Origin of the sequence: Streptomyces sp. NPDC049954 (assembly GCF_040656295.1) — a bacterium.
Taxonomy (GTDB): domain Bacteria; phylum Actinomycetota; class Actinomycetes; order Streptomycetales; family Streptomycetaceae; genus Streptomyces.
On sequence record NZ_JBFALS010000011.1, the window covers coordinates 155090 to 180384 of the forward strand.

Consider the following 25295-nt stretch of genomic DNA (forward strand, 5'->3'; position numbering starts at 1 on the left):
TCGTGCGGCGCCGTACCCGCGTGCGCGCACAGCGCCACGGTGGTGTCCTATTCGACAGGCATCGCACCCTTTCCCGACGTACACTGATCGGCCCTGACCGCCGATACCGGAGGTACGCCGGATGACCAGCACCGTTCCCCCGCCCGGCACCCTCACGAGGGAGTCCGCTCCCGGTCTGCACGCCGTCCTGCTGGACATGGACGGCACCCTGCTCGACACCGAGGGCTTCTGGTGGGAGGCCGAGGTCCAGGTCTTCGCGCGGCTCGGGCACCGCCTCGACGAGGCATGGCGCGACATCGTGGTCGGCGGGCCGATGAGCCGCAGCGCCGGCTACCTCATCCAGGCCACCGGCGCGGCGATCGAGCTCGCCGAGTTGAGCGTCCTGCTCAACGACGCCTTCGAGGAGCGGATCGCCGACCGGCTGCCGCTCATGCCGGGAGCGGCCCGGCTGCTCGCCGAACTGCACGCCCAGGCGATCCCCACCGCCCTCGTCTCGGCCTCCCACCGCCGCATCATCGACCGCGCGCTGCTCTCCCTCGGGGCCCACCACTTCGCCCACACGATCGCCGGTGACGAGGTCGAGCGCACGAAGCCGCACCCCGACCCGTACCTGCTGGCGGCGGCCCGGCTCGGCGTGGACCCGGCCCGCTGCGCGGTCATCGAGGACACCGCGACCGGGGTGGCCTCCGCCGAGGCGGCCGGCTGCCTCGTCGTCGCGGTGCCCTCGGTGGCACCCATCGCGATGGCCCCGCGCCGCACCGTCGTCCCCAGCCTGGAACACGTCGACCTGCGCTTCCTGCGGGGCCTCCTGACGGGCTGACAGCCCCGGTACCGACCCTTCCGGTCACCCTGTTCCGACCCCGGCCGCGGCCTCTTCGCCGCGGCCGGGGTCGGAACAGTCGTGTGCCGTGTCCGCGCTCCGGGACGTCGTACCGGAATGCGGACGCGAGCGTTCCGCGCGCCGTTCCCCTTCCGGACTGCGGCAAGGAGCGGCCGAAAAGCTTCACGCATTGCCCTGATTCGACCGCTATGAGGTGAGCTTTATCACGCTGCCCGCAGCTCGACAGTCGATACGCTCTGTGCCTCTGTCCGATAACCGGTGCGCTTCGCGGCGCCTTTGTATCCCGATTTGCTGATCCATTGACCGAAAACGCACCGCCCCCGCGAATCGATCCGCTCACCGTCCGTGTCTCTGCGTGATGCCCCCTCGGTCCGGGCGCCCCCGGGCCCGCGGAAGAACCGGCTGCGCGGCCCATTAATCTCAACGCGGGAAACTTTGGCGTTACTTCTCGCACAACCGGGCCGGCCAGCCTCTGCCTGCCGGGTGGCCGGGATCGACAGCTCTGGAGAACTACGAGCATGAACCGCAAGACCTGGGTACTGCCGGTGACCGTCGGCATACTCGCTCCCGTGCTCGCCGGCTGCGGCGGCTCCGACAGTGGTGGCGGCGGTGGCAAGCCGATCGTCGTCGGGACGACCGACGCCTACGAGAAGAACGCCGACGTCCCGGCCCCCCTCGACCCGGCCTACGCCTACGACGCCTCCCTGTGGAACGTCCTGCGCCAGACCGTGCAGTCCCTCGTGCGCGTCCCCAAGGGCGGCGGCGAACCGGAGCCGGACGCGGCCAAGAGCTGCAAGTTCGAAGGCGGCGGCGGGCTGGTCTACACCTGCCAGATGCGCGACGGGCTCCAGTTCCCCGACGGCACCGCGATCACCTCGAAGGACGTCGAGTACTCGATCCAGCGCTCCCTCGACATCGAGAGCGACAGCGGTGTGGTCGGTCTGCTCGCCGGGATCAAGTCGATGGAGACGCCCAACGACAAGACGATCACCTTCCGTCTCAGCAGCGCCGACGCGACCCTGCCCTACAAGCTGGCCACGCCCGCCGCCGGCATCGTGGAGCGCAAGTTCTACGACCCGAAGAAGCTGCGCAACGGCTTCGTGCTCGACGGCTCCGGCCCCTACACCATGAAGGCCGAGACCAAGGGCGACGCGATGACCAAGGTCGTCTTCACGCGCAACCCGAAGTACAAGGGCAGCCTCACCGTCAAGAACGACAAGGTCGAGCTCAAGCCGTTCGCGTCCGCGCAGGCCATGGGTAAAGCCCTGGTGCGCGGCGACGTCGACGTCATCAACGGGAAGTTCGACCCCAAGCAGGTCCAGCAGTTCACCGACGACCCGCCCGAGCACGTGCAGTTCCTGGAGATGCAGGGCCTGGAGACGCACTACATCATCTTCGACACCGCCAACCCGGTGACGAACAAGCCGGTGCGCCAGGCCGTCTCCCAGGTCATCGACCGGGGCGAGATAGCCAGCAAGGTGTACGCCCCCACCGCCGAGCCGCTGTACTCCCTCGTGCCCGCCTCCATCTCCGGGCACACCAACTCCTTCTTCAACAAGTACGGCGACCCCGACGTGGCCAAGGCCAGGGCCATCCTGGAGAAGGCCGGCGTCAGCACCCCGGTGAAGTTCGACATGTACTACTCCGAGGAGCACTACGGCCCCGCCAACAAGCAGGAGTACGAGCTGATCCAGAAGCAGCTCAACAGCAGCGGGCTGTTCGACGTGACCCTCAAGGACGTCGCCTCCTGGACCAAGTACCGCACCGACGGCCAGAAGGGCAAGTACGCGGCCTACGCGATGGCCTGGGCCCCCGACTTCCCCGACGCCGACAACTATGTGGCGCCCTTCCTCGACAAGGACAACTTCCTCGCCTCGCCGTACAACAACGGCGAGATCCGCAACACCCTCATCCCGCGCTCGCGCCGCGCCTCGGACCGGGCGGACGCCACCGCCGACCTGGAGAAGATCCAGGACCTCGTCGCCGACGACGTCCCCGTCGTCCCGATGTGGCAGGGCAAGCAGTACGTCGGCGCCCGCGACGACATCACCGGCGCCGAATGGTCCCTCAGCACCTCGACCGACCTGCAGTTGTGGGAGCTGGGGCGGGGCGTCAGCGGCTGACGGCCGCGAGGTCCGCCCGGCGTCCGCGCCGGCGGCCCCGCTCCCCGCGGGGGACCGCATCGCACCACTCGGTCTCGGTTCCCGGTCCGCACACCCGTATATCGTGTGAAGAATCTCACGCGTCATGGTGTCGACAGTCGGCGGTGCCTGTGCAGGCACCGCCGCTTCGGCGTTCCCGGGAACGTCCATGTGTCCCGTTTCATGAAGCGGTGCCAGAAACCTTCCCCCGGGCCCGCGACGCCCCGCCGCACTCCGGTCTCCCTCCGTGATGAGCAGCCGACTCCCCATCGTCCAGAGCCCCGTGACCTCGCGCACTAACCTTCGACGCGAGGACCACGGCGTGACCTCTCAACGCAGCTCCTGGCGGCCCCCTCCCCCCATGCCTGCCGGACGCTCGGGATCGACAGCTCTGGAGAACTACCAGCATGAACCGCAAGACTTGGGTGCTGCCGTCCGTCATCGGCCTGCTCGCACCCGTGCTCGCAGGCTGCGGTGGCCTCGGCAGTGGTGACAGCGACAACAAGCCGATCATCGTCGGGACCGGTGACGTCTTCACCGTCACCAAGAAGGTGCCCGCTCCCTTCGACCCCGCCTACGCCTACGACATCGGCTCCTGGAACCTGTTGCGGCAGACCGTCCAGTCCCTCATGCGCATCCCGCGCGGCGGCGGCGAACCCGAGGCCGAGGCGGCCCAGGAGTGCTCGTTCACCGACTCCGGGATGCAGCGCTACGTGTGCAAGCTGCGCGACGGGCTCAAGTTCGCCGACGGCGACCCCATCACGTCCAAAGAGTTCAAGTACTCGATCCAACGGGTCGTCAACATCAAGGCGGACAGCGGTGTCCGGGGTCTGCTGACCAACATCCAGACCATCCAGACCCCCAGTGCCCGCGAGATCGTGTTCCTCCTGAAGGCCCCGGACGCGACCTTCCCCTACAAGCTCGCCACGCCCACCGCGGCGGCCGTCAACCCCAAGCTGTACCCGCCCAGGAAGCTGCGCACCGGCTTCGCGCTGGACGGATCGGGCCCCTACACCCTCAAGGCGGAGACCAAGGGCCAGGTCCTCACGAAGGCCGTCTTCAGCCGCAACCCGAACTACAAGGGCGGGCTGAAGCTGGAGAACGACAAGGTCGAACTGCGGCCCTTCACGGACCCGGAGAAGATGGGCGACGCCCTCACCGACGGCACCATCGACGTGATCGCCAAGGGCCTGTCGACCAAGCAGACCGAGGACCTCCAGAGCAAGCCGCCGGAGCACGTCAACATCACGGAGATGCCCGGCCTGGAGATCCGCTATCTCGCCTTCGACACCGACGACGCCGCCGTCACCAAGCCCGTACGCAGGGCCATCGCCCAGCTCGTCGACCGCGGCCAGATAGTCACCCAGGTCTACGGGACCTCCGCCGAACCGCTGTACTCCCTCGTGCCGGCCCGGATCGCGGGGCACACCAACTCGTTCTTCAACCTCTACGGCGCCCCCAGCGTCGACAAGGCCCGCAAGATCCTCACGGACGCCGGGATCAGCACCCCCGTCAAGCTCACCCTGCACTACACGACCGACCACTACGGGCCCCGCACCAAGGGCGAGTTCGCCGTCCTGGAGAAGCAGCTCAACGACAGCGGCCTCTTCCAGGCCGACGTCAAGAGCGCCCCCTGGGACGTCTTCCGCACCGACGAGATCGCGGGCAAGTACAAGGCCTACGGGATGGGCTGGTTCCCCGACTTCCCCGACCCCGACAACTTCGTCGCGCCCTTCCTCGACATCCCCAACTTCCCCAACTCGCCCTACAACAACGACACCATCGTCAAGAAACTGCTGCCCGACTCCCGGCGCGAGGCCGACCGCCTCGGCGCCAACGCCGACAGCCTGGAGAAGATCCAGGACATTGTCGCCGACGACGTGCCCTACCTCCCGCTGTGGCAGGGAAAGCAGTACGTCGCCACCCGCGACGACATCACCGGCGCCGAATGGGCGCTCAGCACCTCCTCGATCCTCCAGCTCTGGGAGCTGGGCCGCGGCGTCGGCGGCTGACCCCCCGACCGCACGAGCGACGGCCGTCCGCCTCACCCCGTCCGGGGGAGGCGGACGGCCGTCGCCGTCTCACCGCGAAGCAGGCTCACTGCGCCCCGGGCCGCACCAGACCGCTCTCGTACGCGTACACCGCCGCCTGCACCCGGTCCCGCAGCCCCAGCTTCGTCAGCACATGACCGACGTGCGTCTTCACCGTCGTCTCGCTCACGAACAGGTCCGCCGCGATCTCCGCGTTCGACAGGCCGCGCGCCACCAGCTTCAGCACGTCCATCTCCCGCTCCGTCAGCGTGTGCAGCGTGTCCGGCGCCGCCTCCTCGCCCGAGGGCAGATGCTCCGCGTACTTGTCCAGCAGACGCCGCGTGATGCTCGGTGCCAGCATCGCCTCACCCGCGGCCACCACCCGGATCGCCTGCACCAGCTCGTGCGCCGGTGCGTCCTTCAGCAGGAAACCGCTCGCCCCCGCCCGCAGCGCCTCCACCACGTACTCGTCGAGATCGAAGGTCGTCAGCACCAGCACCTTCGCCGGACCGTCCCGGCCCTCCCCGGTGATCTGCCGCGTCGCCTCCACCCCGTCCATCCGCGGCATCCGGATGTCCATCAGCACCACGTCCGGCTGCAGCGCCCGCACCTGGTCCAGCGCCTGCACCCCGTCACCGGCCTCACCCACGACCGCGACGTCCTGCTCCGCCTCCAGGATCATGCGGAAGCCGGTGCGCAACAGCGGCTGGTCATCGACCAGTAGGACACGAATCGCCACGTGAGTCTCCTTCGCTCGTCCCGGGCCATTCTGCCCTGCCGCCCCCGGGCCGCCCCGGCCGCCCGTCGCCCTGCCGCACCTCAGGAAGCGGCCACCCGCACCGGCAGCGGATACGGCGGGGGAGTCCCGCCGAACTCCGGGCACACCGCACGGTGGTCGCACCAGCCGCACAACTTCGTCGGCCGCGGCCGCCAGTCACCCGAGGCCGTCGCCTCCTCGATCGCCGCCCACAGGGCGTGCAGCTTCCGCTCCACCCGCTCCAGGTCCTCGACCACCGGATCGTAGGTCCGCACCTCACCACTGCCCAGGTACACCAGCTGAAGCCGGCGCGGCAGGACCCCCTTCAGACGCCACACCACCAGCGCGTAGAACTTCATCTGGAACAGAGCGCCCTCCGCGAACTGCGGACGCGGCGCCTTCCCCGTCTTGTAGTCGACGATCCGCACCTCGCCCGTGGGCGCGACGTCCACCCGGTCGATGATCCCGCGCAGCCGCAACCCCGACTCCAGCTCCGCCTCCACGAACAGCTCCCGCTCGGCCGGCTCCAGACGCGTCGGGTCCTCCAGCGAGAACCACCGCTCCACGAGCCGCTCCGCCTCACCCAGCCACCGCTCCAGCCGCTCCGCCCCGGAAGCTCCGGAAGACTCCCCGGAAGCCACCGGCGCCGACGCGTCCGCTTGCGCGCCGTCCTGCGCGGCCGCGTCCGCGAACAGCTCCGCCAGCTCCGGACGCGCCTGCCGCAGACGATCCCACTGGCCCGGCACCAGCGCCCGCGCCCGCGGCGCCGTCCGCTCCGCCGCCGGGACATCGAAAAGGCGCTCCAGCACGGCGTGCACCAGCGTCCCCCGCGTCGCCGCCTCACTCGGCCGCTCCGGCAACCGGTCGATCACCCGGAACCGGTACAGCAGAGGACACTGCATGAAGTCACTCGCCCGAGACGGCGACAGCGAGGAAGGGGGCGCCGCGGGCCGCGCCCCCGCGGAACCCTCCGGCCCCCGCGCACCCGAGGACCCCCCGGTCACCGCCGCCCCCGTACCGTCCACCGACTCCACCGCACTGCTGTCCATGACGACAGACCCTACGACCCGCCACCGACAAGCAGGCGCATACCATCGACGCAGACCCCCTCGCCCTGCATGATCGTGGTCAGCGCCCCGGCCACCACGGCCCATCCAGCGCGAGGAAGACGCTCCAACGAGGGGATCGACTCACCGTGGACGAACGCGGCGACAGCGGGCAGCCGCACTCCGGCGAAGGCCCCCGCGAAGGAGCCCCGCGCGACCAGGACACCAGGCCCCCCGCCCCGCCCGGCAGCCGCCCGCCCCGCAAACCCCGAGAACCCGGCAGCGGCATCCTCGTCGGCCGTCCCTTCGGCGTCCCCGTCTACGTCGCCCCCAGCTGGTTCCTCGTCGCCGCCCTCATCACCTGGGTCTTCGGCGGACAGCTCGACCGCGTCCTGCCCGAACTCGGCGCCGTCCGCTACCTCGTCTCCCTCTTCTTCGCCCTCGCCTTCTACGCCTCCGTCCTCGTCCACGAACTCGCCCACACCGTCGCCGCCCTCCGCTTCGGCCTCCCCGTACGCCGCATCCAGCTCCAGTTCTTCGGCGGCGTCTCCGAGATCGAGAAGGAGAGCGAGACCCCCGGCCGCGAATTCGTCCTCGCCTTCGTCGGCCCCCTCCTCTCCCTCGTCCTCGCCGCCGTCTTCTACGGCACCGTCTACCTCGTCGAACCCGGCACCGTCCCCGGCGTCCTCCTCGCCGGGCTCATGATCTCCAACCTCATCGTCGCCGTCTTCAACCTCCTGCCCGGCCTCCCCCTCGACGGCGGCCGCATGCTCCGCGCCGTCGTCTGGAAAATCACCGGCACCCCCATGAGCGGCACCGTCGCCGCCGCCTGGGTCGGCCGCGCCCTCGCCGTCGCCGTCCTCATCGGCCTCCCCCTGCTCACCCAGACCGACGTCCTCGGCGAGGCCCCCGAGAACACCGGCGGCATGGACACCGTCTTCGACGCCCTGCTCGCCGCCATCCTCGCCGCGATCATCTGGACCGGCGCCGGCAACAGCCTCCGCATGGCGCGGCTGCGCGAACACCTCCCCGAACTGCGCGCCCGCACCCTCACCCGCCGCGCCGTCCCCGTCGAGGGCGCCACCCCCCTCTCCGAGGCCCTGCGCCGCGCCAACGAAGCCGGAGCCCGCGCCCTGGTCCTCGTCGACACCCACGGCACCCCCCACGGCATCGTCCGCGAGAGCGCCATCGTCACCGTCCCCGAACACCGTCGTCCCTGGGTCGCCGTCAGCACCCTCGCCCAGGACCTCACCGACGGCATGCGGGTCCCCGCCGACCTCGCCGGAGAGCCCCTCCTCGACACCCTCCGCGCCACCCCCGCCAGCGAGTACCTCGTCGTCGAGGACACCGGGGAGATCTACGGCGTGCTCTCCGCCGCCGACGTCGAGCGCGCCTTCGTCAAGGCCATGGCCCGCCCCAGCTGAGCCACCGGCCCGCCCCCTCGCCCCCGGCCCACCGCTGGTCCGCGGCCCTCCGGGCGACAGGTAGGCTTGCGCCATGTCCGAACCGACCGGTGCCGCCCGCCGACGTGGGCCCTTCAAGGTCGGGGACCAGGTCCAGCTCACCGATCCCAAAGGCCGCCACTACACCTTCACGCTCGAAGCAGGGAAGAACTTCCACACCCACAAGGGTTCCTTCCCGCACGACGAGCTGATCGGCGCCCCCGAGGGAAGCGTTGTCCGTACCACGGGAAACGTCGCCTACCTGGCGCTGCGCCCCCTGCTCCCCGACTACGTCCTGTCCATGCCCCGCGGCGCCGCCGTGGTCTACCCGAAGGACGCGGGACAGATCCTGTCCTTCGCCGACATCTTCGCCGGCGCCCGCGTCGTCGAGGCGGGAGTCGGCTCCGGCTCGCTCAGCGCCTTCCTGCTGCGCGCCATCGGCGACCAGGGCATGCTGCACAGCTACGAGCGCCGCGAGGACTTCGCCGAGATCGCCCGCGGCAACGTGGAGCGCTACTTCGGCGGCCCGCACCCCGCGTGGCAGCTCACCGTCGGCGACCTCCAGGACAACATCAGCGACACCGACGTCGACCGCGTCGTCCTCGACATGCTCGCCCCCTGGGAATGCCTCGACGGCGTCTCCAAGGCCCTCGTCCCCGGCGGCATCCTGTGCTGCTACGTGGCCACCACCACGCAGCTCAGCCGCACCGTCGAGGCGATCCGCGAGATCGGCTGCTTCGCCGAACCCCAGCCCTGGGAATCCATGGTCCGCAACTGGCACGTGGAGGGCCTCGCCGTCCGCCCCGACCACCGCATGATCGGCCACACCGGATTCCTCGTCACCGCCCGCCGCCTGGCCGACGGAGTCGAACCCCCCATGCGCCGCCGCCGCCCCGCCAAGGGCGCCTACGGCGACGACTACGACGGCCCCAACGCGGGCGGCGGAACCCCCGCCGGCCGCGACTGAGCCGCGCCGCCCACCCGCACGACACCGCACCGCGTACCACCGCGGCACCGCACCGCGCCCGCACCCCGGCCCGCCGTCCACGGCCCCCGGGGGAGCGGGCGCCGTCGCATCCGCCGCCCCACCCCCTTCTCCGCGGACCCCACTGTTTCCGGACTCTGTGACATGTGACACCATGCCACCCACTCCACCGGCACAGCCCTTACGGGAGAAACGCCCTCGTGCAGCACTCCGCCGTCCCGGAACTCGCCCACACCCGCACCAGCCCCGTGCACTGGGTGGCCACCGCCGCGGCCCTCGCCGCCGTCGTCGCCCTCTCCTCGTTCCTCCAGCCCGACGCCGCGAGCGCCACCGCGAGACACCCCCGCCCCGCCCCCTCGCACGCGCCCGCCGCCCGCCCGGTCCCCGCCCCCGACCCGGACCGCGCCGACTACCCGCTCGACTGCCCGGCGCCCCCCGGCGAACAGTCCGCGAAGCCCCGCGTCACCGACCGCGCCGAAGGGGACCTCGACGGGGACGGCACCCCGGAGACCGTCGCCGTCGTCCAGTGCCCGGCGGGTTCGGGCAGCCCCCCGAACGGCGTCTACGTCCTCACCCGCACCTCCGCCGGGAACGCCGCGCCCCGCGTCGTCGCGACTCTCCTGGACCCCAAGGAGCAGCGCGCCGTCGAGGACCTGCGCATCGACGGCAGGACCGTCGCCGCCACCCTCCTCGGCTACTCCACCCTCGACATCCCGCGCTGCTGCCCGGACGTCAAGGACAGGACCCACTGGAACTGGCGGAGCGGGACCTTCCTGCGCTCCGCGGGCGAGACCGACACCGCCCACACCGTCTGACCCCACCTGTTCGGTCCGCCGCAGCACAGGTACGACGGAGGGCCGGGTTCCGCCGCAACGCGAAACCCGGCCCTCCGTCGTACCCCGTGACGGCGTGGCCCCTCAGGACGCCTCCGCCTGCGGGCCGAACACCTCCACCCGGTCCGCGACCCGCCGCACGTGGATGCACTCGCCCGGGCACTCCTTCGCCGAGTCCGTCACATCGCGCAACAAGGGCAACGGGACCCGGGTCACCGCCCCCGGCTCCTGCAACAACTCGTCGTCCGCGCTCTTCACATACGCCAGACCGTCGATGTCCAGCTCGAAGACCTCAGGCGCGTACTGCACGCAGATCCCGTCGCCCGTACACAGATCCTGGTCGATCCAGACCTCCAGCGGATCATGCTCCCCGGTGCCGGACCCGGCCTCCTGCCGCACGGTCATCTCTTCCCTGCCGTTCCTGCGTCGAGCGGCCCGCCCACCTAGTGGTACCTCCACCGCCGGAACCAAGTCCGGCCAGCGCTGACGGGTGTTGAACACCTCGACGATACAACCGGCCGCTTTCGAATCATGATGGGTGGGTATTCCCCACGGGAGAGGGAGAGCGCAAGGGTGAAGATCGGACACACCCCACGGTCTTTTTGATCTAGGGGTTTCAATCGACACCCGTCCAGGTAGGGTCTGGAAGCGTCCAGCTCCCCTTGGAGGAGGTGAGGACCGTGGCAGCCCACGACGACGACATGAACCGCGGCATCCGACCGGGCCGAGGGTCCGAGGACCCGGCCGCCCAGGTCGCCTATCTTGAGCAGGAGATCGCCGTCCTGCGGCGCAAGCTCGCCGACTCTCCGCGTCATACGAGGATTCTTGAAGATCGGATCGTCGAACTTCAGACCAACTTGGCCGGTGTGTCCGCACAGAACGAACGACTGGCGAACACCCTTCGCGAGGCCCGCGACCAAATCGTGGCCCTCAAAGAAGAAGTGGACCGCCTCGCACAGCCCCCCGCCGGATTCGGTGTCTTCCTCGCGGCGAACGAGGACGAGACCGTCGACATCTTCACCGGCGGGCGCAAACTCCGCGTCAACGTCAGCCCCGGCATCGACACCGCCGAGCTGAAACGCGGCCAGGAAGTCATGCTCAACGAAGCGCTCAACGTGGTCGAGGCCATGCAGTTCGAGCGTGCCGGGGACATCGTCACCCTCAAGGAAATCCTTGAGGACGGCGAACGCGCCCTGGTCGTCGGGCACACCGACGAAGAACGAGTGGTCCGCCTCGCCGAACCGCTCCTCGACGTCACCATCCGGGCCGGCGACGCACTGCTCCTCGAACCCCGCTCCGGGTACGTCTACGAAGTCGTCCCCAAGAGCGAGGTCGAGGAACTCGTCCTCGAAGAGGTCCCGGACATCGGCTACGAGCAGATCGGTGGCCTGGGCAACCAGATCGAGCTGATCCGCGACGCGGTCGAACTGCCCTACCTCTATCCGGACCTCTTCAAGGAGCACGAGCTGCGCCCGCCCAAGGGCGTCCTGCTCTACGGGCCCCCCGGCTGCGGAAAGACGCTCATCGCCAAGGCCGTGGCCAACTCCCTGGCCAAGAAGGTGGCAGAAGTCACCGGACAGGCCGCGGGCAAGAGCTACTTCCTCAACATCAAGGGTCCCGAGCTCCTCAACAAGTACGTCGGTGAGACCGAGCGGCACATCCGCCTCGTCTTCCAGCGAGCCCGCGAGAAGGCGAGCGAGGGCACCCCCGTCATCGTCTTCTTCGACGAGATGGAATCCCTCTTCCGCACTCGTGGCTCCGGCGTCAGCTCGGACGTGGAGAACACCATCGTCCCCCAGCTGCTCGCCGAGATCGACGGCGTGGAGGGCCTGGAGAACGTCATCGTCATCGGCGCCTCCAACCGCGAGGACATGATCGACCCGGCCATCCTGCGCCCCGGCCGGCTCGACGTGAAGATCAAGATCGAACGTCCCGACGCCGAAGCGGCCAAGGACATCTTCGCGAAATACCTCACCTCCCGCCTTCCGCTGCACGGCGACGACCTCGTGGAACACGGCAGCGACCGTGCCGCCACGGTTTCCGGAATGATCCAGTCCGTCGTCGAGCAGATGTACGCCGAATCCGAGGAGAACCGCTTCCTCGAAGTCACGTACGCCAACGGCGACAAGGAAGTCCTCTATTTCAAGGACTTCAACTCCGGCGCCATGATCGAGAACATCGTCGGCCGCGCCAAGAAAATGGCCATCAAGGCATTCCTGGAGCAGAACCAGAAGGGGCTGCGCGTCTCCCATCTCCTCCAGGCCTGCGTGGACGAGTTCAAGGAGAACGAGGACCTGCCCAACACCACCAACCCGGACGACTGGGCCCGCATCTCCGGAAAGAAGGGGGAGCGGATCGTCTACATCCGCACCCTCGTCACCGGAAAGCAAGGCGCGGACACCGGCCGCTCCATCGACACAGTGGCGAACACCGGGCAGTACCTGTAAAGCGCACAGGAGGCTGCGGGGCTCCCACACGGGCCCCCGCAGCCTCCTGCTTTACCGAAAGAGGCCCGAGTGGAGCAAAGACGGCAATGATCTCCCCACCAGCGCACAGGCGTTCTAGGCTCTGCGGTACCACCGAGCAGCGCGGCGCGGGGACGCGCACCGCACGCGCACCGGAACACGAGCGGTACTTGAGCGCCCTCCCCGGCCGGGGAAGGCGCCGGGCAAGGAGGGCCGCATGACCGTACGGCGAGTAATGGGCATCGAGACGGAGTACGGGATCTCCGTCCCCGGCCACCCGAACGCCAATGCCATGCTCACCTCGTCCCAGATCGTCAACGCCTACGCCGCGGCGATGCACCGGGCCAGGCGGGCCCGCTGGGACTTCGAGGAGGAGAATCCGCTGCGGGACGCACGGGGCTTCGACCTCGCCCGCGAGAGCGCCGACTCCAGCCAGCTCACCGACGAGGACATCGGCCTCGCCAACGTCATCCTCACCAACGGCGCCCGTCTCTACGTGGACCACGCCCACCCCGAGTACAGCTCCCCGGAGATCACCAACCCCCGGGACGCCGTGCTGTGGGACAAGGCCGGCGAACGCATCATGGCCGAGGCCGCCCAGCGCGCCGCCGAGGTGCCCGGCTCCCACCCCATCCACCTGTACAAGAACAACACCGACAACAAGGGCGCCTCCTACGGCACCCACGAGAACTACCTGATGAGCCGGGACACCCCGTTCTCGGACATCGTCCGCCACCTCACGCCGTTCTTCATCTCCCGCCAGGTCGTCACCGGCGCGGGACGGGTCGGCATCGGGCAGGACGGCCGTGAGCACGGCTTCCAGCTCAGCCAGCGGGCCGACTACTTCGAGGTCGAGGTCGGCCTGGAGACGACGCTCAAACGGCCCATCATCAACACCCGCGACGAACCGCACTCCGACGCGGAGAAGTACCGCCGCCTGCACGTCATCATCGGGGACGCCAACCTCTCGGAGATCTCCACCTACCTCAAGCTCGGCACCACCTCCCTGGTCCTCGCGATGATCGAGGACGGCTTCATCGCCGTCGACCTCGCCGTCGACCAGCCGGTGCGCACCCTGCACGAGGTCTCGCACGACCCGGGCCTGCAGTACCTCGTCACCCTGCGCAGCGGCCGCACCCTCACCGCCGTGCAGCTCCAGATGGAGTACTTCGAGCTGGCCCGCAAGTACGTGGACGAGCGCTACGGCAGCGATGCCGACGAACAAACCAAGGACGTGCTGCTGCGCTGGGAGGACACCCTCAACCGGCTGGAGCGCGACCCCATGAGCCTCTCGCGCGAACTGGACTGGGTCGCGAAGCGGGAACTCATGGAGGGCTACCGGCGCCGGGACGGCGTGGACTGGGACGCCGCCCGACTGCATCTCGTCGACCTCCAGTACGCCGACGTACGGCCCGACAAGGGCCTCTACAACCGGCTCGTCGAGCGGGGCCGCATGGAGCGCATCCTGACCGAGGACGAGGTCTCCCGGGCGGTCCTGGGCCCGCCCGAGGATACGCGCGCGTACTTCCGCGGACGCTGCCTCGAACAGTACGCGGACGATGTGGCCGCCGCCTCCTGGGACTCGGTGATCTTCGATCTGCCCGGCCAGGACTCGCTCCAGCGGGTGCCGACCCTGGAACCCCTGCGTGGTACACGGGCCCACGTGAAGGAACTGCTGGACCGGTGCCGGACGGCCGAGGACCTGGTTCGTGTGCTCTCCGGCGGCTGAAAGGGGCCGGGAAGGGGAAACATCGGAGGGTCCCCCTACGTTGACGAACCACGGGGCCGATTCCCGGTCCCGCTTGTAGGGTCTGATCTTGTAAGTCACATCGAGCGGGGCGAACCGAGCGGGGTGAGGTAGATGGCGACCAAGGACACCGACGGCGGACAGCAGAAGGCGACGCGTTCCACCGAGGAGGTCGAGGAGCAGGCGCAGGACGCCCAGGCTTCCGAGGACCTCAAGGAGCGCCAGGAGAAACTGAGCGACGACGTCGACTCGGTCCTGGACGAGATCGACGACGTCCTCGAGGAGAACGCGGAGGACTTCGTTCGGTCATTCGTCCAAAAGGGCGGCGAGTAGTCCAGGAATGTCCGAACTGCATCAAGTGGAGCGATGCACGGGATGCAAGCGGACCCTGGATCAGGCGATATTCGCTGCCGACAGGCCAACCCCCGACGGCCCGCGGGCGTACTGCCGGAGGTGCTCAGCCGAGTACCGCCGCGAGCGCCGGGCCGCCGGGGCCGCGCGGTACGGGACAAAATTCCCGTACCGCGCGGGCATGAGCGCGGCCCCCGGTGCGAACCGGCCGAGCCGGGCGGAAGTGGGGAAGCCGTCCCCGCCGCGAGCAGGGCTCCGGCCGGCCGGACACGGAACGGCTGACCGCCTCCCCGGCCGGTGTCCGCCGCATCTTTCTCTCTTTTCTCTCTCGTCCTGCGGTCCACGTGGATCACTGCCCCAAGACGGGTAGGGTCCGTCACGTATACCGTGCTTCAACTGCAATTCGGCCATCGGCACGTTGGGAGCGATCCCGACACCGTTCGTCGGGCAGCCGCTTATCTGGAGGGAAACCCGTGGAAGCCAACACTCGTAGCACCGGGCGTCTACCAGCTGCCTTCCTGACCCCCGGTTCCTCCTCGTTCATGGACTTCCTGTCCGAGCACCAGCCCGAGATCCTGCCGGGCAACCGTCAGCTGCCGGTGGTCCAGGGCGCTCTCGAGGCGCCGCACGGCACGACGATCGTCGCGCTGACCTTCGAGGGTGGTGTCGTCCTCGCCGGTGACCGGCGCGCGACGATGGGGAACGTCATCGCGCAGCGCGACATCGAGAAGGTCTTCCCGGCCGACGAGTACTCGGCGGTCGGCATCGCCGGCACCGCGGGTCTGGCCGTGGAGATGGTGAAGCTCTTCCAGCTGGAACTGGAGCACTTCGAGAAGGTCGAGGGGGCGCAGCTCTCCCTGGAGGGAAAGGCGAACCGTCTGTCCACGATGATCCGGGGCAACCTGGGGATGGCCATGCAGGGCCTGGCCGTGGTGCCCCTGTTCGCCGGCTTCGACGTGGACCGTTCCAAGGGGCGCATCTTCTCGTACGACGTCACCGGCGGCCGTTCCGAGGAGCACGGGTACGCGGCCACCGGCTCCGGCTCGGTCTTCGCGCGGGGCGCGCTCAAGAAGCTGTACCGCAACGGCCTGACGGAGCAACAGGCGACGACGCTGGTCGCGCAGGCCCTGTACGACGCGGCCGACGACGACTCGGCGACCGGCGGGCCGGATCTCGCGCGCCGGATCTACCCGATCATCACGGTCATCACGGACGAGGGTTTCCGGCGGCTGGCCGAGACGGAGTCCTCGGAGATCGTCCGGCAGATCCACGAGCGCCGTATGGAGCAGCCCGACGGCCCGCGGGCCGAGATCCTCTGAGCCCCGCCATGCACTCTTCCTCGACAGAAAGGGACGGTTAGCCGGTGTCCACGCCGTTCTACGTCTCACCTCAGCAGGCGATGGCCGACCGGGCGGAGTACGCCCGCAAAGGCATCGCCCGTGGCCGGAGCCTCGTGGTGCTCCAGTTCGCCGACGGCATCGTGTTCGTCGGTGAGAACCCGTCCCGTGCCCTGCACAAGTTCAGCGAGATCTACGACCGGATCGGCTTCGCGGCCGCCGGGAAGTACAACGAGTACGAGAACCTGCGGATCGGCGGGGTCCGTTACGCGGATCTGCGGGGTTACACCTACGACCGCGACGACGTGACGGCGCGTGGGCTGGCCAACGTCTACGCACAGACGCTCGGCACGATCTTCTCAAGTGCGGCGGAGAAGCCGTACGAGGTGGAGCTGGTGGTCGCGGAGGTCGGGGAGACCCCCGAGGGCGATCAGATCTACCGGCTGCCGCATGACGGTTCGATCGTCGACGAGCACGGCTCGGTCGCGGTGGGCGGCAGTTCCGAGCAGATCAGCACCTATCTCGATCAGCGGCATCGGGAGGGGATGACGCTGGCCGAGGCGCTCGAACTCGCGGTGCAGGCCCTCGCGCGGGATGCGAACGGCAGCGAGCGGGAGATCCCGGCGGAGCGCCTGGAGGTCGCGGTGCTGGACCGCACGCGGCCGCAGAAGCGCAAGTTCCGGCGGATCACCGGGACGCATCTGGCGCGTCTGCTGGAGGGCGGCGCGTCCTCGGGTGCGGACGCGGAGGACGCGTCGGACACCGGTGACGAGGCGGAGGACCCGGGTTCTTCGCAGGAGTAGCGCACCGTGGTGTGAAGCCCCTGGTCTCCGTGGTGGAGGCCGGGGGCTTCCTCGTGTCCCGGCGCGCGGCGGCAACGCCGGGTTCAGGCGGCCGGCGGGGCGGTGCTGCCCCGGGGCACGAGGGCGACGGGGAGCGCGGCGGTGTCGGGGGCGGTGCCGTCGAGGAGGGCGAGGAGGGCGGCCATGCCGCGGGCGCCGAACTCCTCGGCGGGCAGTGAGACGGTGGTGAGTTCGGGGTCGAGGGCGGTGGCGAGGGTGAGGTCGTCGAAACCGGTCACGGACAGGTCGTGGGGGACGGAGAGGCCGAGGCGGCGGGCGGCCTTGCAGGCTCCGGCGGCCATGACGTCGTCGTCGCAGACGACGGCGGTGGGGCGCGGGCCCGCGGGCCCGTCGAGGGCCTGTTCGGCGGCGGCGCGGGCGGCTTCGACGGACAGGGCGGCGCGGGCGGTGCGGAGGGTGGTTCCGGGCCGGCCGCGCAGCAGGTCCCCGAGGGCCTCGGCGCGGCGGTGGAAGGTCCAGGAGCCGACGTCGGCCGCGAGATGCAGGAAGTGGCGGTGGCCGAGCCCGAGGAGATGGCCGGCGATCTGACGCATGCCGTCGGTGAGGTCGAGGTTGACGGTGGCGGTCGCGGGGCGGGCGTCCGGGTCCGAGTCGAGCATCACGACGGGGAGGGCGTCGCCGTGGATGGCGCCGAGGACGTCCGCGGCCATGGAGGAGGCGATGACCCCGTCCAGGGCGGCGCGGGCGGAGGGGAAGGGGTCGCGGGCGGGGCCGACGCCGTCGGGGGAGGGGTACAGGACGAGCCCGAAGTCGTGCCGGGCGGCGAGGCGGGCGGCCCCGGTGTAGACGCCGGCGAAGAACTCGTTGGTGAGCGCCGGGACGACCAGGAGCGCCGTGCGGGTGCGGCCCAGGCGCAGGTTGCGGGCGGCGAGATTGGGGCGGTAGCCGAGGTCGGCCGCGGCAGCGCGGATGCGGTCGGCGGTGGCTTCGGCGACTCTGCCGTGCCATTTGTCGCCGAGCACGAGCGAGACGGCGGCCTGCGAGACCCCGGCGGCACGGGCCACGTCCTTGCTGGTGGGGCGGGGGGCGGGGGCGGAGCCGGTCGGCACGGGGTTTCCTTCGAGGGCGGGTACGGGGCGGTGGCCCAGGGGGTGTCCGGGTCGGCGGGGTGGACCGGCCGTCCCGGCTCATGGTACGTATGACCTGCGAAGTTATACGTAACACTTGATCCGGTCGAAGCAGGCGGAGAGGGGCGGGCGGTCATGGCGAGTGGGTACGCGGGGGTGCTGCGCTCCCCGTATGCCGCGCGGCTGCTGGTGGGGACGCTGGTGGGGCGGCTGCCGAACGGGACGGCGCACCTCGCGATCGTGCTGTTCGTCCGGGAGCAGGGTGGCGGCTACGCGTCGGCGGGGGCGCTGGCGGCGGTGTACGGGCTGGCGACCGCCGTGGGACAGCCGCTGCTGGGGCGGGCGGTGGACCTGCGGGGGCAACCGGCCGTGCAGCTGCCGGCCTCGGTGCTCGCGGCGCTGGGCATGGCGGGCTTCGTGGGGGCCGGGACCGGGACACCGTGGGCGGCGTATCCGCTCGTGGCGCTCGCGGGACTGTGCACGCCGCCGCTGGAGGGCGGACTGCGGGCGCTGTGGCCCAGCGTGCTGAAGCGGCCGGAGCGGGTGCAGGTCGCGTACGCGATGGACGCCGTGGCGCAGGAGGTCATGTTCACTGTGGGGCCGCTGCTGGTGACCCTGCTGGTGTCCCTGTGGTCGGCGGGGGCCGCGCTGCTGGTCGTGAACGCCATCGGGGTGCTGGGCGCGCTGTCGGTCGTGGTGTCCGCGCCCTCGCGGGCCTGGCGCGGTGCGGAGCGGGAGGCGCACTGGCTGGGCGCGCTGCGCTCGCGCGGTCTGCTGGTCCTGCTCGGGTCGTTCCTCTTCGTCGGGGTCGCGCTGGGCTCGATCACGGTGGCGGCGCTGGCGTACGCGGACGACCAGGGCCGGGAGGCGGTGTACGGCTGGCTGATGGCGGCGCTGGGGCTGGGGGCCCTGGTGGGCGGCACCGTGTACGGGGCGCGGCGGTGGGCGGGGGCCGCCGAGCGGCGGTTGCCGGTGCTGGTGGGGTTGCTGGCGCTGGGCTATCTGCCGTTGGTGTGGATGCCGGGGCCGGTGGCGATGACGGGGCTCGCCGCGCTGGCCGGGGTGTTCCTGGCGCCGTCGCTGGCGTGCGTGTTCGTCGTGGTGGACCGTCAGGCTCCGGCGGGCACGGTGACGGAGGCGTTCTCCTGGCTGGTGACGGCGTTCGGGGTGGGTGCGGCGCTGGGATCCGGGGTGGCGGGCCCGGCTCTGGAGTGGGGCGGTACGCGGGCGGGCTTCGCGGTGGCCGGGTGCGGGGGAGTCGCGGCGCTGCTGGTGCTGTGCGCGGCGGGACGGGTGCTCGTGGCGGGTCGTCCGGTGCCGGTGGCGGGTGCGCCGGGGGTGGCGGGGCCTGCCGGGGGAGTGGGACAGGGCGGGGCGTGAGGGGCCGGTCGCGGTGTCCGGTCGGGGGCGGAAAGAGGGTTGGGCCGGTGGCGTGGGGGGAAGACGTGGCTGGTCCGGTGGGGGTGGCCGGGGAAAATGATCGAAACGGTCCGGGCCAAGCCGGTTTCAGCGAGGGGGTTCGGGCGTAATGTTCAGTCATGGACCGCCGCATTTTCGGGCTGGAGAACGAGTACGGCGTCACGTGCACGTTCCGGGGACAGCGCCGTCTGTCGCCGGACGAGGTGGCGCGTTACCTCTTCCGCCGTGTTGTGTCATGGGGCCGCAGTAGCAATGTCTTTCTGCGGAACGGCGCCCGCCTCTACCTCGACGTGGGTTCGCATCCGGAATACGCGACTCCCGAATGCGACAACATCACCGAACTGGTGACTCACGACAAGGCGGGCGAGCGCATCCTGGAAGGGCTGCTCGTCGACGCGGAGCGTCGTCTGCACGAGGAGGGAATCGCAGGCGACGTCTATCTGTTCAAGAACAACACCGACTCCGCGGGCAACTCGTACGGCTGCCACGAGAACTATCTGGTGGCGCGGCACGGGGAGTTCTCGCGGCTGGCCGACATCCTCATCCCGTTCCTGGTCACGCGGCAGTTGCTGTGCGGTGCGGGGAAGGTGCTGCAGACCCCGCGCGGTGCGGTGTTCTGTGTGAGCCAGCGGGCCGAGCACATCTGGGAGGGCGTCAGTTCCGCGACGACGCGCTCCCGTCCGATCATCAACACCCGGGACGAGCCGCACGCGGACGCGGAGCGGTACCGGCGTCTGCACGTGATCGTGGGCGACTCCAACATGTCGGAGACGACCATGCTGCTCAAGGTCGGGGCGACCGACCTCGTGCTGCGCATGATCGAGGCGGGCACGGTGATGCGTGACCTGACGCTGGAGAACCCGATCCGGGCGATCCGTGAGGTCAGCCACGACATAACTGGCCGGCGCAAGGTGCGGCTGGCGAGCGGCCGGGAGGCCTCGGCGCTGGAGGTGCAGCGCGAGTACTACGAGAAGGCCGTGGACTTCTGCGAGCGTCGTGGTATCCGTACTGGCACGGTCGAGCAGGTCCTCGAACTGTGGGGCCGGGCGCTGGACGCGATCGAGGCGGAGGATCTCGACCGGATCGGCACCGAGATCGACTGGGTCATGAAGTACAAGCTGATTGAGCGGTACCGGGCCAAGCACAACATGACCATGTCGAATCCGCGGGTGGCGCAGATAGACCTCGCCTATCACGACATCCACCGTCGGCGCGGGCTCTACTACCTGCTCGAGAAGAAGGGGCAGGCCACCCGGATCTGCAACGACCTGCGGATCTTCGAGGGCAAGTCCGTGCCGCCGCAGACGACAAGGGCCCGGTTGAGGGGCGATTTCATCCGGCGGGCGCAGGAACAGCGCAGGGATTTCACGGTCGACTGGGTGCATCTCAAGCTCAATGACCAGGCGCAGCGCACCGTGCTGTGCAAGGACCCGTTCCGTTCGGTGGACGACCGGGTGGAGAAGCTGATCGCCGGAATGTGACCGGTTGTCGTCCGCTGATGAGGGGCGACAGGGAGTGGGCCCCGCGTGTCACGCGGGGCCCTTTTCCGCGCGTTCTCCGTTTCCGGCGCACAGCGGCCGGAACGGGCGGGGCCGAAGGGGGCGGAAGGGGCACGGCCCCGGGCGCCAGTACCGGACGATGCAGAAAGTGGGGTACGCGGTTCGTGGTCTGCGGTGGCGAAGGGCCTAGAGTGACGGGACCGGTATCCATAACACTCTGGGGATCTTGTGCAACGCCGACTCGCAGCCCTGCTCATCGTGCCCGCCCTGGCGCTTGCCGCGACCGCCTGCGGGGGTGACGACGACTCCAAGGACAAGGCGGACAAGGCCAGCAGTTCGCCCTCGGCGGAGGCCACTCCCAAGACGCCGCAGCCGGTGACCTCGGCCTCTCCGATGCCGACGGTCTCGGGTGCGGACGGGAAGGCGGCGAAGATCACGCTGCCCAAGGGCAGCCCCAGCGACAAGTTCGTGGTGCACACCGAGTCCGAGGGCACCGGCAAGACGGTGCGCGAGGGCGACATGGTGTCCTTCGACTTCACCGGCAAGATCTGGAAGGGCGCCAAGGACTTCGGCTCGACCTACCAGCAGGGCGGTCAGCCGCAGGTCATCGCGGCGGGCTCGAAGTCGATCATCCCGGCCTTCTCGAAGGCGCTGGCCGGTCACAAGGAGGGCAGCCGGGTCCTGGTGGTGGCCCCGCCGGCCGCCGCCTTCGGCGCCCAGGGCAACCAGCAGGCGGGGGTCGCTCCCGACGACACGCTGGTGTTCGCGATCGACATCAACAAGATCGTGCCCACCACGAAGGTCGAGGGCAGCCAGGCCTCGATCCCGAAGGACCTGCCGCAGGTCAAGGTCGACGAGAAGACGACCCGCGCCGACATCGCGGTGCCGAAGAACGACCCGCCGAAGAAGCTCACCGAGAAGGTGCTGATCAACGGCAAGGGCCCGGAGATCAAGACCGGCCAGAACGTGATCATGAACTACAGCGGCGCGGCCTGGAAGATCAACGAGGGCAAGGCCAAGGCCACCCTGTTCGACACCGCGGCCAACCGGGGCGAGCCCTTCGTCACCCCGATCGGCAAGGGCGCCGTGATCCCGGGCTGGGACAAGGGTCTGGTCGGCAAGCACGTCGGCGACCGCGTGATGCTCGTGATCCCGCCGGAGCAGGCGTACAAGGACCAGGCGCAGGGCGAGGCGCTCCCCGCCAACTCGACCCTGGTCTTCGTCGTGGACATTCTCGGCGCGGTGTAACACTAGGACCTTGTCTTTACGGGCGGGGCGCTTCGAGGAGCGCCCCGCCTACCGCCAACACTGGAGCAACTACGTGAGCATCGAGAAGCCCGAGATCGACTTCCCCGGCGGCGAGCCCCCGGCGGACCTGGAGATCAAGGACATCTGGGAGGGCGACGGACCCGAGGCCAAGGCCGGGGACACCGTGCGCGTCCATTACGTGGGCGTCGCCTTCTCCACCGGTGAGGAGTTCGACGCGAGCTGGAACCGGGGCGCTCCGCTCGCCTTCCAGCTCGGTGTCGGCCAGGTCATCGAGGGCTGGGACAAGGGCGTGCAGGGCATGAAGGTCGGCGGCCGTCGCCAGCTCACCATCCCGGCGCACCTCGCCTACGGCGACCGCGGCGCGGGCGGCCGGATCAAGCCCGGCGAGACCCTCATCTTCGTCTGCGACCTGGTGAGCGTCTGAGCGTCCGGCGCGGCGGCCCTCCCGGCCGCGCGTGACCGGAAGTGATCAGTGGAGGGCCCGTGCCGTACGGCACGGGCCCTCGGCTTTCTTCCGGCAGGCCGGGAGCGGTACGGTCGACGGCCTAGCGAACATCAGGAAAGGGCGTCGATGGCGATTGCCAAGGCCGAGCGGCTGATGAACCTCGCGCTGTGCCTGCTGGGCACGCGCCGTCCGCTCAGCAAGCGGGAGCTGCGGGGGTCCATCGAGGCGTACCTGGAGGCCAGCTCGGAGGACGCCTTCAACCGCATGTTCGAGCGGGACAAGGACGATCTGCGGGAACTGGGCCTGGTCATCGAGACCGTCGACAACCTGGACGGGGAGACGGGCTACCGGGCCGGCCGGGACAGCAACCGGCTGCCGCCCGTCACGCTGGATGCCGAGGAGGCCGCCGCGCTGGGCCTGGCCGCGAAGGTGTGGCAGCAGGCGCGGCTCGCGGGAGCGGCCAGCGGAGCCCTGCAGAAACTGCGCGCCGCGGGTCTGCCGGAGACCGTCGACCCGTACGGGACGCACAGCGCCCTGGAACCCCGTATCCCGGTGCACGAGGCGGCCTTCGAACCGCTCATGCTGGCCTGCAGGGACCGGCGTCCCGTCGTCTTCGACTACCGCAAGTCCACCGCTCCGCGGCCCGAGACGCGGCAGGTCGAGCCCTGGGCCCTGGAGTGCTGGCGCGGCCACTGGTACCTCGCGGGCTTCGACCGGGACCGGGGCGCCGAACGGGTCTTCCGGCTCTCGCGCATCACCGGCCGGGTCAAGACCCGCTCGGGTGCCTTCTTTGCCGAGATCCCCTCGGTGGTGACGGTCCGTGAGACGGTCGCGGCCTGGGCCGGGGAGGGCGCCGACCGCAGCGCCTTCATCCGGCTGCGCTCCGGCTCCGGCTACCCGCTGCGCGCCAAGGCGATCTCGGTGCAGGACCGCGGCGACGGCTGGGACGAGCTGGAGATCCCCTACGGGCACGGACTGGACGCCTGGCTCGTGGAGTTCGGCCCCGACGTGGTCGTACTGGAACCCGCCGAGCTGCGGGCCGACGTCATCGACCGGCTGCGCGCCGTGGCCCAGGGCTGAGGGAGAGGCAAGCACATGGCCACGAACGCCATCGACCAGACCCGCCGGATGCTGTCCCTCGTGACGTATCTGCGCGAGCGCCCCGGCGCGTACGTCACGGACGTCGCGCGGGCCTTCGGGATCACCGAGGACGAGCTGATCTCCGACCTCGACGTGCTGCCGCTGTGCGGGACGAGCTTCCGGGGCGGCGACCTGCTCGACATCGACACCGACGGTGAGCGCATCTGGTGGCACAACCCCGACGACGTGGCCGCCCCGCTGCGGCTGGCCGCCGACGAGGCGACGGCGCTGCTGGTGGCGGCGCGGGCGGTGACCACCCTGCCCGGGCTGCGGGAGAGCGACCGTCAGGCCCTGCTGCGGGCGACCGCGAAGCTGGAGGCCGCCGCGGGCGACACCGCGGGCGCCAGTTCCCGGCTGTCGGTGACCTTCGAGTCGGAGGGCGGGGTGTTCGCCGAGGTGGACCGGGCGATCTCCGAGCGGCGCCGGCTGTGGCTGCGCTACTACTCCCCGGCGCGCGACGAGCTGACCGAGCGCGAGGTCGACCCGATCCGGCTGTTCGCCGTGGGCCACACCTACATGGAGGCGTGGTGCCGGCTCTCCGAGGACCGGCGCACCTTCCGGCTCGACCGGGTCGCCGAGATCAAGATTCTCGACGAGCCCTCCGCCCCGCCCGAAATGGAACTGCGCGACCTGTCGGAAGGGCTCGTGCAGCCCGCCGCGGACGACCCCGAAGTGGTGGTCGAGGTGGGCCCGGGCGGCCGCTGGGTCGCCGAGTACTACCCGCACGACAGCGCCGTGGAGCTGCCCGGCGGCGGACTGCGCATCACCCTGCGCACCCCCGACCCGGCCTCCCTGCGGCGCCTCGCGCTGCGGCTGGGCGCCGAGGGCCGGATCGTCGCCCCGCAGGAACTCGCGGTCAGCGCGCGGGCGGCCGCCGAGGAGGCGCTCGCCGCCTACGCGGACCGGAACTGACGATGGGGGGCCCGGCCGGCGCGGGGACCGCTATCGTCTGGGCAGGCAGCGAGGGGAGGCCCGGACGATGACGCGAGAGACACCGACGGCGTGCGCGCAGAGCGGGGCGGAGGTCACGGGGCCGGTGATGTTCCGGGCCGGCTGCCCGGATTGCCGCGCCCGCTTCGAACTCGCGGCGCACGCCATCCGGCTGGCGATCGGCGGCAGCAGGAAGACCACCTTCTACTCCTTCACCTGCCCCGAGTGCGACAGCGCGGTCCGCAAGCCGGCGGGGGAACGCATTGTGGAACTGCTCACAGACGGCGGCGTACGCACCCTGCGTCTGCACTCCACCGTCTGAACGCCGACGGGCCCGGGGGCGGGCGGACCGGGGCCCTCCGGAGGCACTAGGCTCGGCTCATGCCGTCGCTCTCCACGATGTCCTGGGCCATGATCGCCGTCGTGCTCGGCTTCTGCGGACTGGCCGTCCTCGGTGTGCTGGCCGTGCGGGTCTACGTGGAGGTGCGCCGCCTCGGCGCTCAGGTGGCACGGACCTCACAGCGCGTCAGCACCGCCGCGCAGGACCTGGAGCGGGCCGCCACGGCGATGGCCCGGACGGGTGCGAACGCCCCGGGCGGGCCCCGTGTGACGTCTGTTGACTGACGTAGCCTGTCAATTTGCCGGGTCCCCCAGGTACGCTGCTTGACGCGGCCCGGAGCGAGGCGCG

General features: G+C 70.3%; 23 protein-coding genes. 19 read left to right on the forward strand and 4 right to left on the reverse strand.

Annotation, left to right across the window (positions count from 1 at the left end):
- Positions 1-121 precede the first annotated feature (121 nt).
- The 3 genes from AB0J21_RS24985 (at position 122) to AB0J21_RS24995 (ending at position 4994) form a co-directional block, all read left to right on the forward strand.
- Entirely contained in the window at positions 122-820 is a 699-nt protein-coding gene (locus tag AB0J21_RS24985) for an HAD family phosphatase (protein WP_363148323.1), read from the forward strand.
- Positions 821-1359: 539 nt separating this feature from the next.
- The gene (locus AB0J21_RS24990; RefSeq protein WP_363148324.1) at positions 1360-2964 is read left to right on the forward strand and encodes an ABC transporter substrate-binding protein; all 1605 of its coding nucleotides are present in this window, start codon (positions 1360-1362) and stop codon (positions 2962-2964) included.
- Between the two features lie 425 nt (positions 2965-3389).
- A complete protein-coding gene (locus AB0J21_RS24995) occupies positions 3390-4994 on the forward strand; it encodes an ABC transporter substrate-binding protein (RefSeq protein ID WP_363148325.1) in 1605 nt (534 codons plus the stop codon).
- 85 nt (positions 4995-5079) lie between these two features.
- Here the strand turns inward: AB0J21_RS24995 and AB0J21_RS25000 are convergent, their stop codons facing one another.
- Together AB0J21_RS25000 and AB0J21_RS25005 are read right to left on the reverse strand one after the other, a co-directional pair.
- On the reverse strand, positions 5080-5751 hold the full coding sequence (locus AB0J21_RS25000) for a response regulator transcription factor (RefSeq protein ID WP_363148326.1): 672 nt from the start codon (positions 5749-5751) through the stop codon (positions 5080-5082).
- A gap of 80 nt (positions 5752-5831) precedes the next feature.
- Positions 5832-6818 carry a PD-(D/E)XK nuclease family protein gene (locus AB0J21_RS25005; protein WP_363148327.1) on the reverse strand — a complete coding sequence of 329 codons (987 nt, stop codon included), beginning with the start codon at positions 6816-6818 and terminating at the stop codon, positions 5832-5834.
- Between the two features lie 65 nt (positions 6819-6883).
- On the opposite strand from AB0J21_RS25005, the gene AB0J21_RS25010 reads away from it, so the two are divergent.
- From AB0J21_RS25010 to AB0J21_RS25020, 3 genes are all read left to right on the forward strand, one after another.
- Positions 6884-8239: a site-2 protease family protein gene (locus AB0J21_RS25010; RefSeq protein ID WP_363148387.1), complete on the forward strand. Its 1356-nt coding sequence runs from the start codon at positions 6884-6886 to the stop codon at positions 8237-8239.
- Between the two features lie 73 nt (positions 8240-8312).
- Positions 8313-9224 (forward strand): tRNA (adenine-N1)-methyltransferase, encoded by a 912-nt coding sequence (locus tag AB0J21_RS25015; protein ID WP_363148328.1) that lies wholly within the window; start codon positions 8313-8315, stop codon positions 9222-9224.
- A 218-nt stretch (positions 9225-9442) separates the two neighbouring features.
- Entirely contained in the window at positions 9443-10057 is a 615-nt protein-coding gene (locus AB0J21_RS25020) for a hypothetical protein (protein WP_363148329.1), read from the forward strand.
- A gap of 102 nt (positions 10058-10159) precedes the next feature.
- On the opposite strand, the gene AB0J21_RS25025 is transcribed toward AB0J21_RS25020, so the two are convergent.
- On the reverse strand, positions 10160-10480 hold the full coding sequence (locus AB0J21_RS25025; protein ID WP_363148330.1) for a ferredoxin: 321 nt from the start codon (positions 10478-10480) through the stop codon (positions 10160-10162).
- Between the two features lie 275 nt (positions 10481-10755).
- Between AB0J21_RS25025 and arc the strand changes: the two genes are divergently transcribed.
- The 5 genes from arc (at position 10756) to prcA (ending at position 16778) form a co-directional block, all read left to right on the forward strand.
- Positions 10756-12522: a proteasome ATPase gene (arc, locus tag AB0J21_RS25030; protein WP_363148331.1), complete on the forward strand. Its 1767-nt coding sequence runs from the start codon at positions 10756-10758 to the stop codon at positions 12520-12522.
- A gap of 235 nt (positions 12523-12757) precedes the next feature.
- Complete coding sequence (dop, locus tag AB0J21_RS25035) at positions 12758-14269, forward strand: depupylase/deamidase Dop (RefSeq protein ID WP_363148332.1); 1512 nt, start codon at positions 12758-12760, stop codon at positions 14267-14269.
- Between the two features lie 132 nt (positions 14270-14401).
- Positions 14402-14620, forward strand: a complete 219-nt coding sequence (locus tag AB0J21_RS25040; RefSeq protein ID WP_363148333.1) for a ubiquitin-like protein Pup — start codon at positions 14402-14404, stop codon at positions 14618-14620.
- A gap of 491 nt (positions 14621-15111) precedes the next feature.
- Positions 15112-15957 carry a proteasome subunit beta gene (gene prcB / locus AB0J21_RS25045; protein WP_363148334.1) on the forward strand — a complete coding sequence of 282 codons (846 nt, stop codon included), beginning with the start codon at positions 15112-15114 and terminating at the stop codon, positions 15955-15957.
- Between the two features lie 44 nt (positions 15958-16001).
- Positions 16002-16778, forward strand: coding sequence for a proteasome subunit alpha (gene prcA / locus AB0J21_RS25050; RefSeq protein ID WP_363148335.1), 777 nt, complete (start codon positions 16002-16004; stop codon positions 16776-16778).
- Between the two features lie 83 nt (positions 16779-16861).
- On the opposite strand, the gene AB0J21_RS25055 is transcribed toward prcA, so the two are convergent.
- Positions 16862-17887: a LacI family DNA-binding transcriptional regulator gene (locus AB0J21_RS25055; protein ID WP_363148336.1), complete on the reverse strand. Its 1026-nt coding sequence runs from the start codon at positions 17885-17887 to the stop codon at positions 16862-16864.
- A gap of 153 nt (positions 17888-18040) precedes the next feature.
- On the opposite strand from AB0J21_RS25055, the gene AB0J21_RS25060 reads away from it, so the two are divergent.
- The 8 genes from AB0J21_RS25060 (at position 18041) to AB0J21_RS25095 (ending at position 25231) form a co-directional block, all read left to right on the forward strand.
- Positions 18041-19285, forward strand: coding sequence for an MFS transporter (locus AB0J21_RS25060; RefSeq protein ID WP_363148337.1), 1245 nt, complete (start codon positions 18041-18043; stop codon positions 19283-19285).
- Between the two features lie 158 nt (positions 19286-19443).
- Entirely contained in the window at positions 19444-20805 is a 1362-nt protein-coding gene (gene pafA / locus AB0J21_RS25065) for a Pup--protein ligase (protein ID WP_363148338.1), read from the forward strand.
- A gap of 246 nt (positions 20806-21051) precedes the next feature.
- Entirely contained in the window at positions 21052-22071 is a 1020-nt protein-coding gene (locus AB0J21_RS25070) for an FKBP-type peptidyl-prolyl cis-trans isomerase (RefSeq protein ID WP_363148339.1), read from the forward strand.
- Positions 22072-22144: 73 nt separating this feature from the next.
- Complete coding sequence (locus AB0J21_RS25075; protein ID WP_363148388.1) at positions 22145-22516, forward strand: FKBP-type peptidyl-prolyl cis-trans isomerase; 372 nt, start codon at positions 22145-22147, stop codon at positions 22514-22516.
- A 147-nt stretch (positions 22517-22663) separates the two neighbouring features.
- Entirely contained in the window at positions 22664-23617 is a 954-nt protein-coding gene (locus AB0J21_RS25080) for a WYL domain-containing protein (RefSeq protein WP_363148340.1), read from the forward strand.
- A 15-nt stretch (positions 23618-23632) separates the two neighbouring features.
- Positions 23633-24589, forward strand: coding sequence for a WYL domain-containing protein (locus AB0J21_RS25085; protein WP_363148341.1), 957 nt, complete (start codon positions 23633-23635; stop codon positions 24587-24589).
- A gap of 67 nt (positions 24590-24656) precedes the next feature.
- A complete protein-coding gene (locus AB0J21_RS25090) occupies positions 24657-24929 on the forward strand; it encodes a hypothetical protein (RefSeq protein WP_363148342.1) in 273 nt (90 codons plus the stop codon).
- Positions 24930-25006: 77 nt separating this feature from the next.
- Positions 25007-25231, forward strand: coding sequence for a hypothetical protein (locus AB0J21_RS25095; RefSeq protein WP_363148389.1), 225 nt, complete (start codon positions 25007-25009; stop codon positions 25229-25231).
- The last annotated feature ends 64 nt before the right edge of the window (positions 25232-25295 follow it).

Excerpts from the sequence above, each read along its gene's own strand:
- pafA (WP_363148338.1), top strand. The coding sequence starts at position 19,444 with ATGGACCGCCGCATTTTCGGGCTGGAGAACGAGTACGGCGTCACGTGC.
- AB0J21_RS25015 (WP_363148328.1), top strand. The coding sequence starts at position 8,313 with ATGTCCGAACCGACCGGTGCCGCCCGCCGACGTGGGCCCTTCAAGGTC.
- AB0J21_RS25085 (WP_363148341.1), top strand. The coding sequence starts at position 23,633 with ATGGCCACGAACGCCATCGACCAGACCCGCCGGATGCTGTCCCTCGTG.
- AB0J21_RS24985 (WP_363148323.1), top strand. The coding sequence starts at position 122 with ATGACCAGCACCGTTCCCCCGCCCGGCACCCTCACGAGGGAGTCCGCT.
- AB0J21_RS25025 (WP_363148330.1), bottom strand. The coding sequence starts at position 10,480 with ATGACCGTGCGGCAGGAGGCCGGGTCCGGCACCGGGGAGCATGATCCG.
- AB0J21_RS25040 (WP_363148333.1), top strand. The coding sequence starts at position 14,402 with ATGGCGACCAAGGACACCGACGGCGGACAGCAGAAGGCGACGCGTTCC.
- AB0J21_RS25060 (WP_363148337.1), top strand. The coding sequence starts at position 18,041 with ATGGCGAGTGGGTACGCGGGGGTGCTGCGCTCCCCGTATGCCGCGCGG.
- AB0J21_RS24995 (WP_363148325.1), top strand. The coding sequence starts at position 3,390 with ATGAACCGCAAGACTTGGGTGCTGCCGTCCGTCATCGGCCTGCTCGCA.
- AB0J21_RS25005 (WP_363148327.1), bottom strand. The coding sequence starts at position 6,818 with ATGGACAGCAGTGCGGTGGAGTCGGTGGACGGTACGGGGGCGGCGGTG.
- AB0J21_RS25080 (WP_363148340.1), top strand. The coding sequence starts at position 22,664 with ATGGCGATTGCCAAGGCCGAGCGGCTGATGAACCTCGCGCTGTGCCTG.
- dop (WP_363148332.1), top strand. The coding sequence starts at position 12,758 with ATGACCGTACGGCGAGTAATGGGCATCGAGACGGAGTACGGGATCTCC.
- AB0J21_RS25090 (WP_363148342.1), top strand. The coding sequence starts at position 24,657 with ATGACGCGAGAGACACCGACGGCGTGCGCGCAGAGCGGGGCGGAGGTC.
- AB0J21_RS24990 (WP_363148324.1), top strand. The coding sequence starts at position 1,360 with ATGAACCGCAAGACCTGGGTACTGCCGGTGACCGTCGGCATACTCGCT.
- AB0J21_RS25095 (WP_363148389.1), top strand. The coding sequence starts at position 25,007 with ATGTCCTGGGCCATGATCGCCGTCGTGCTCGGCTTCTGCGGACTGGCC.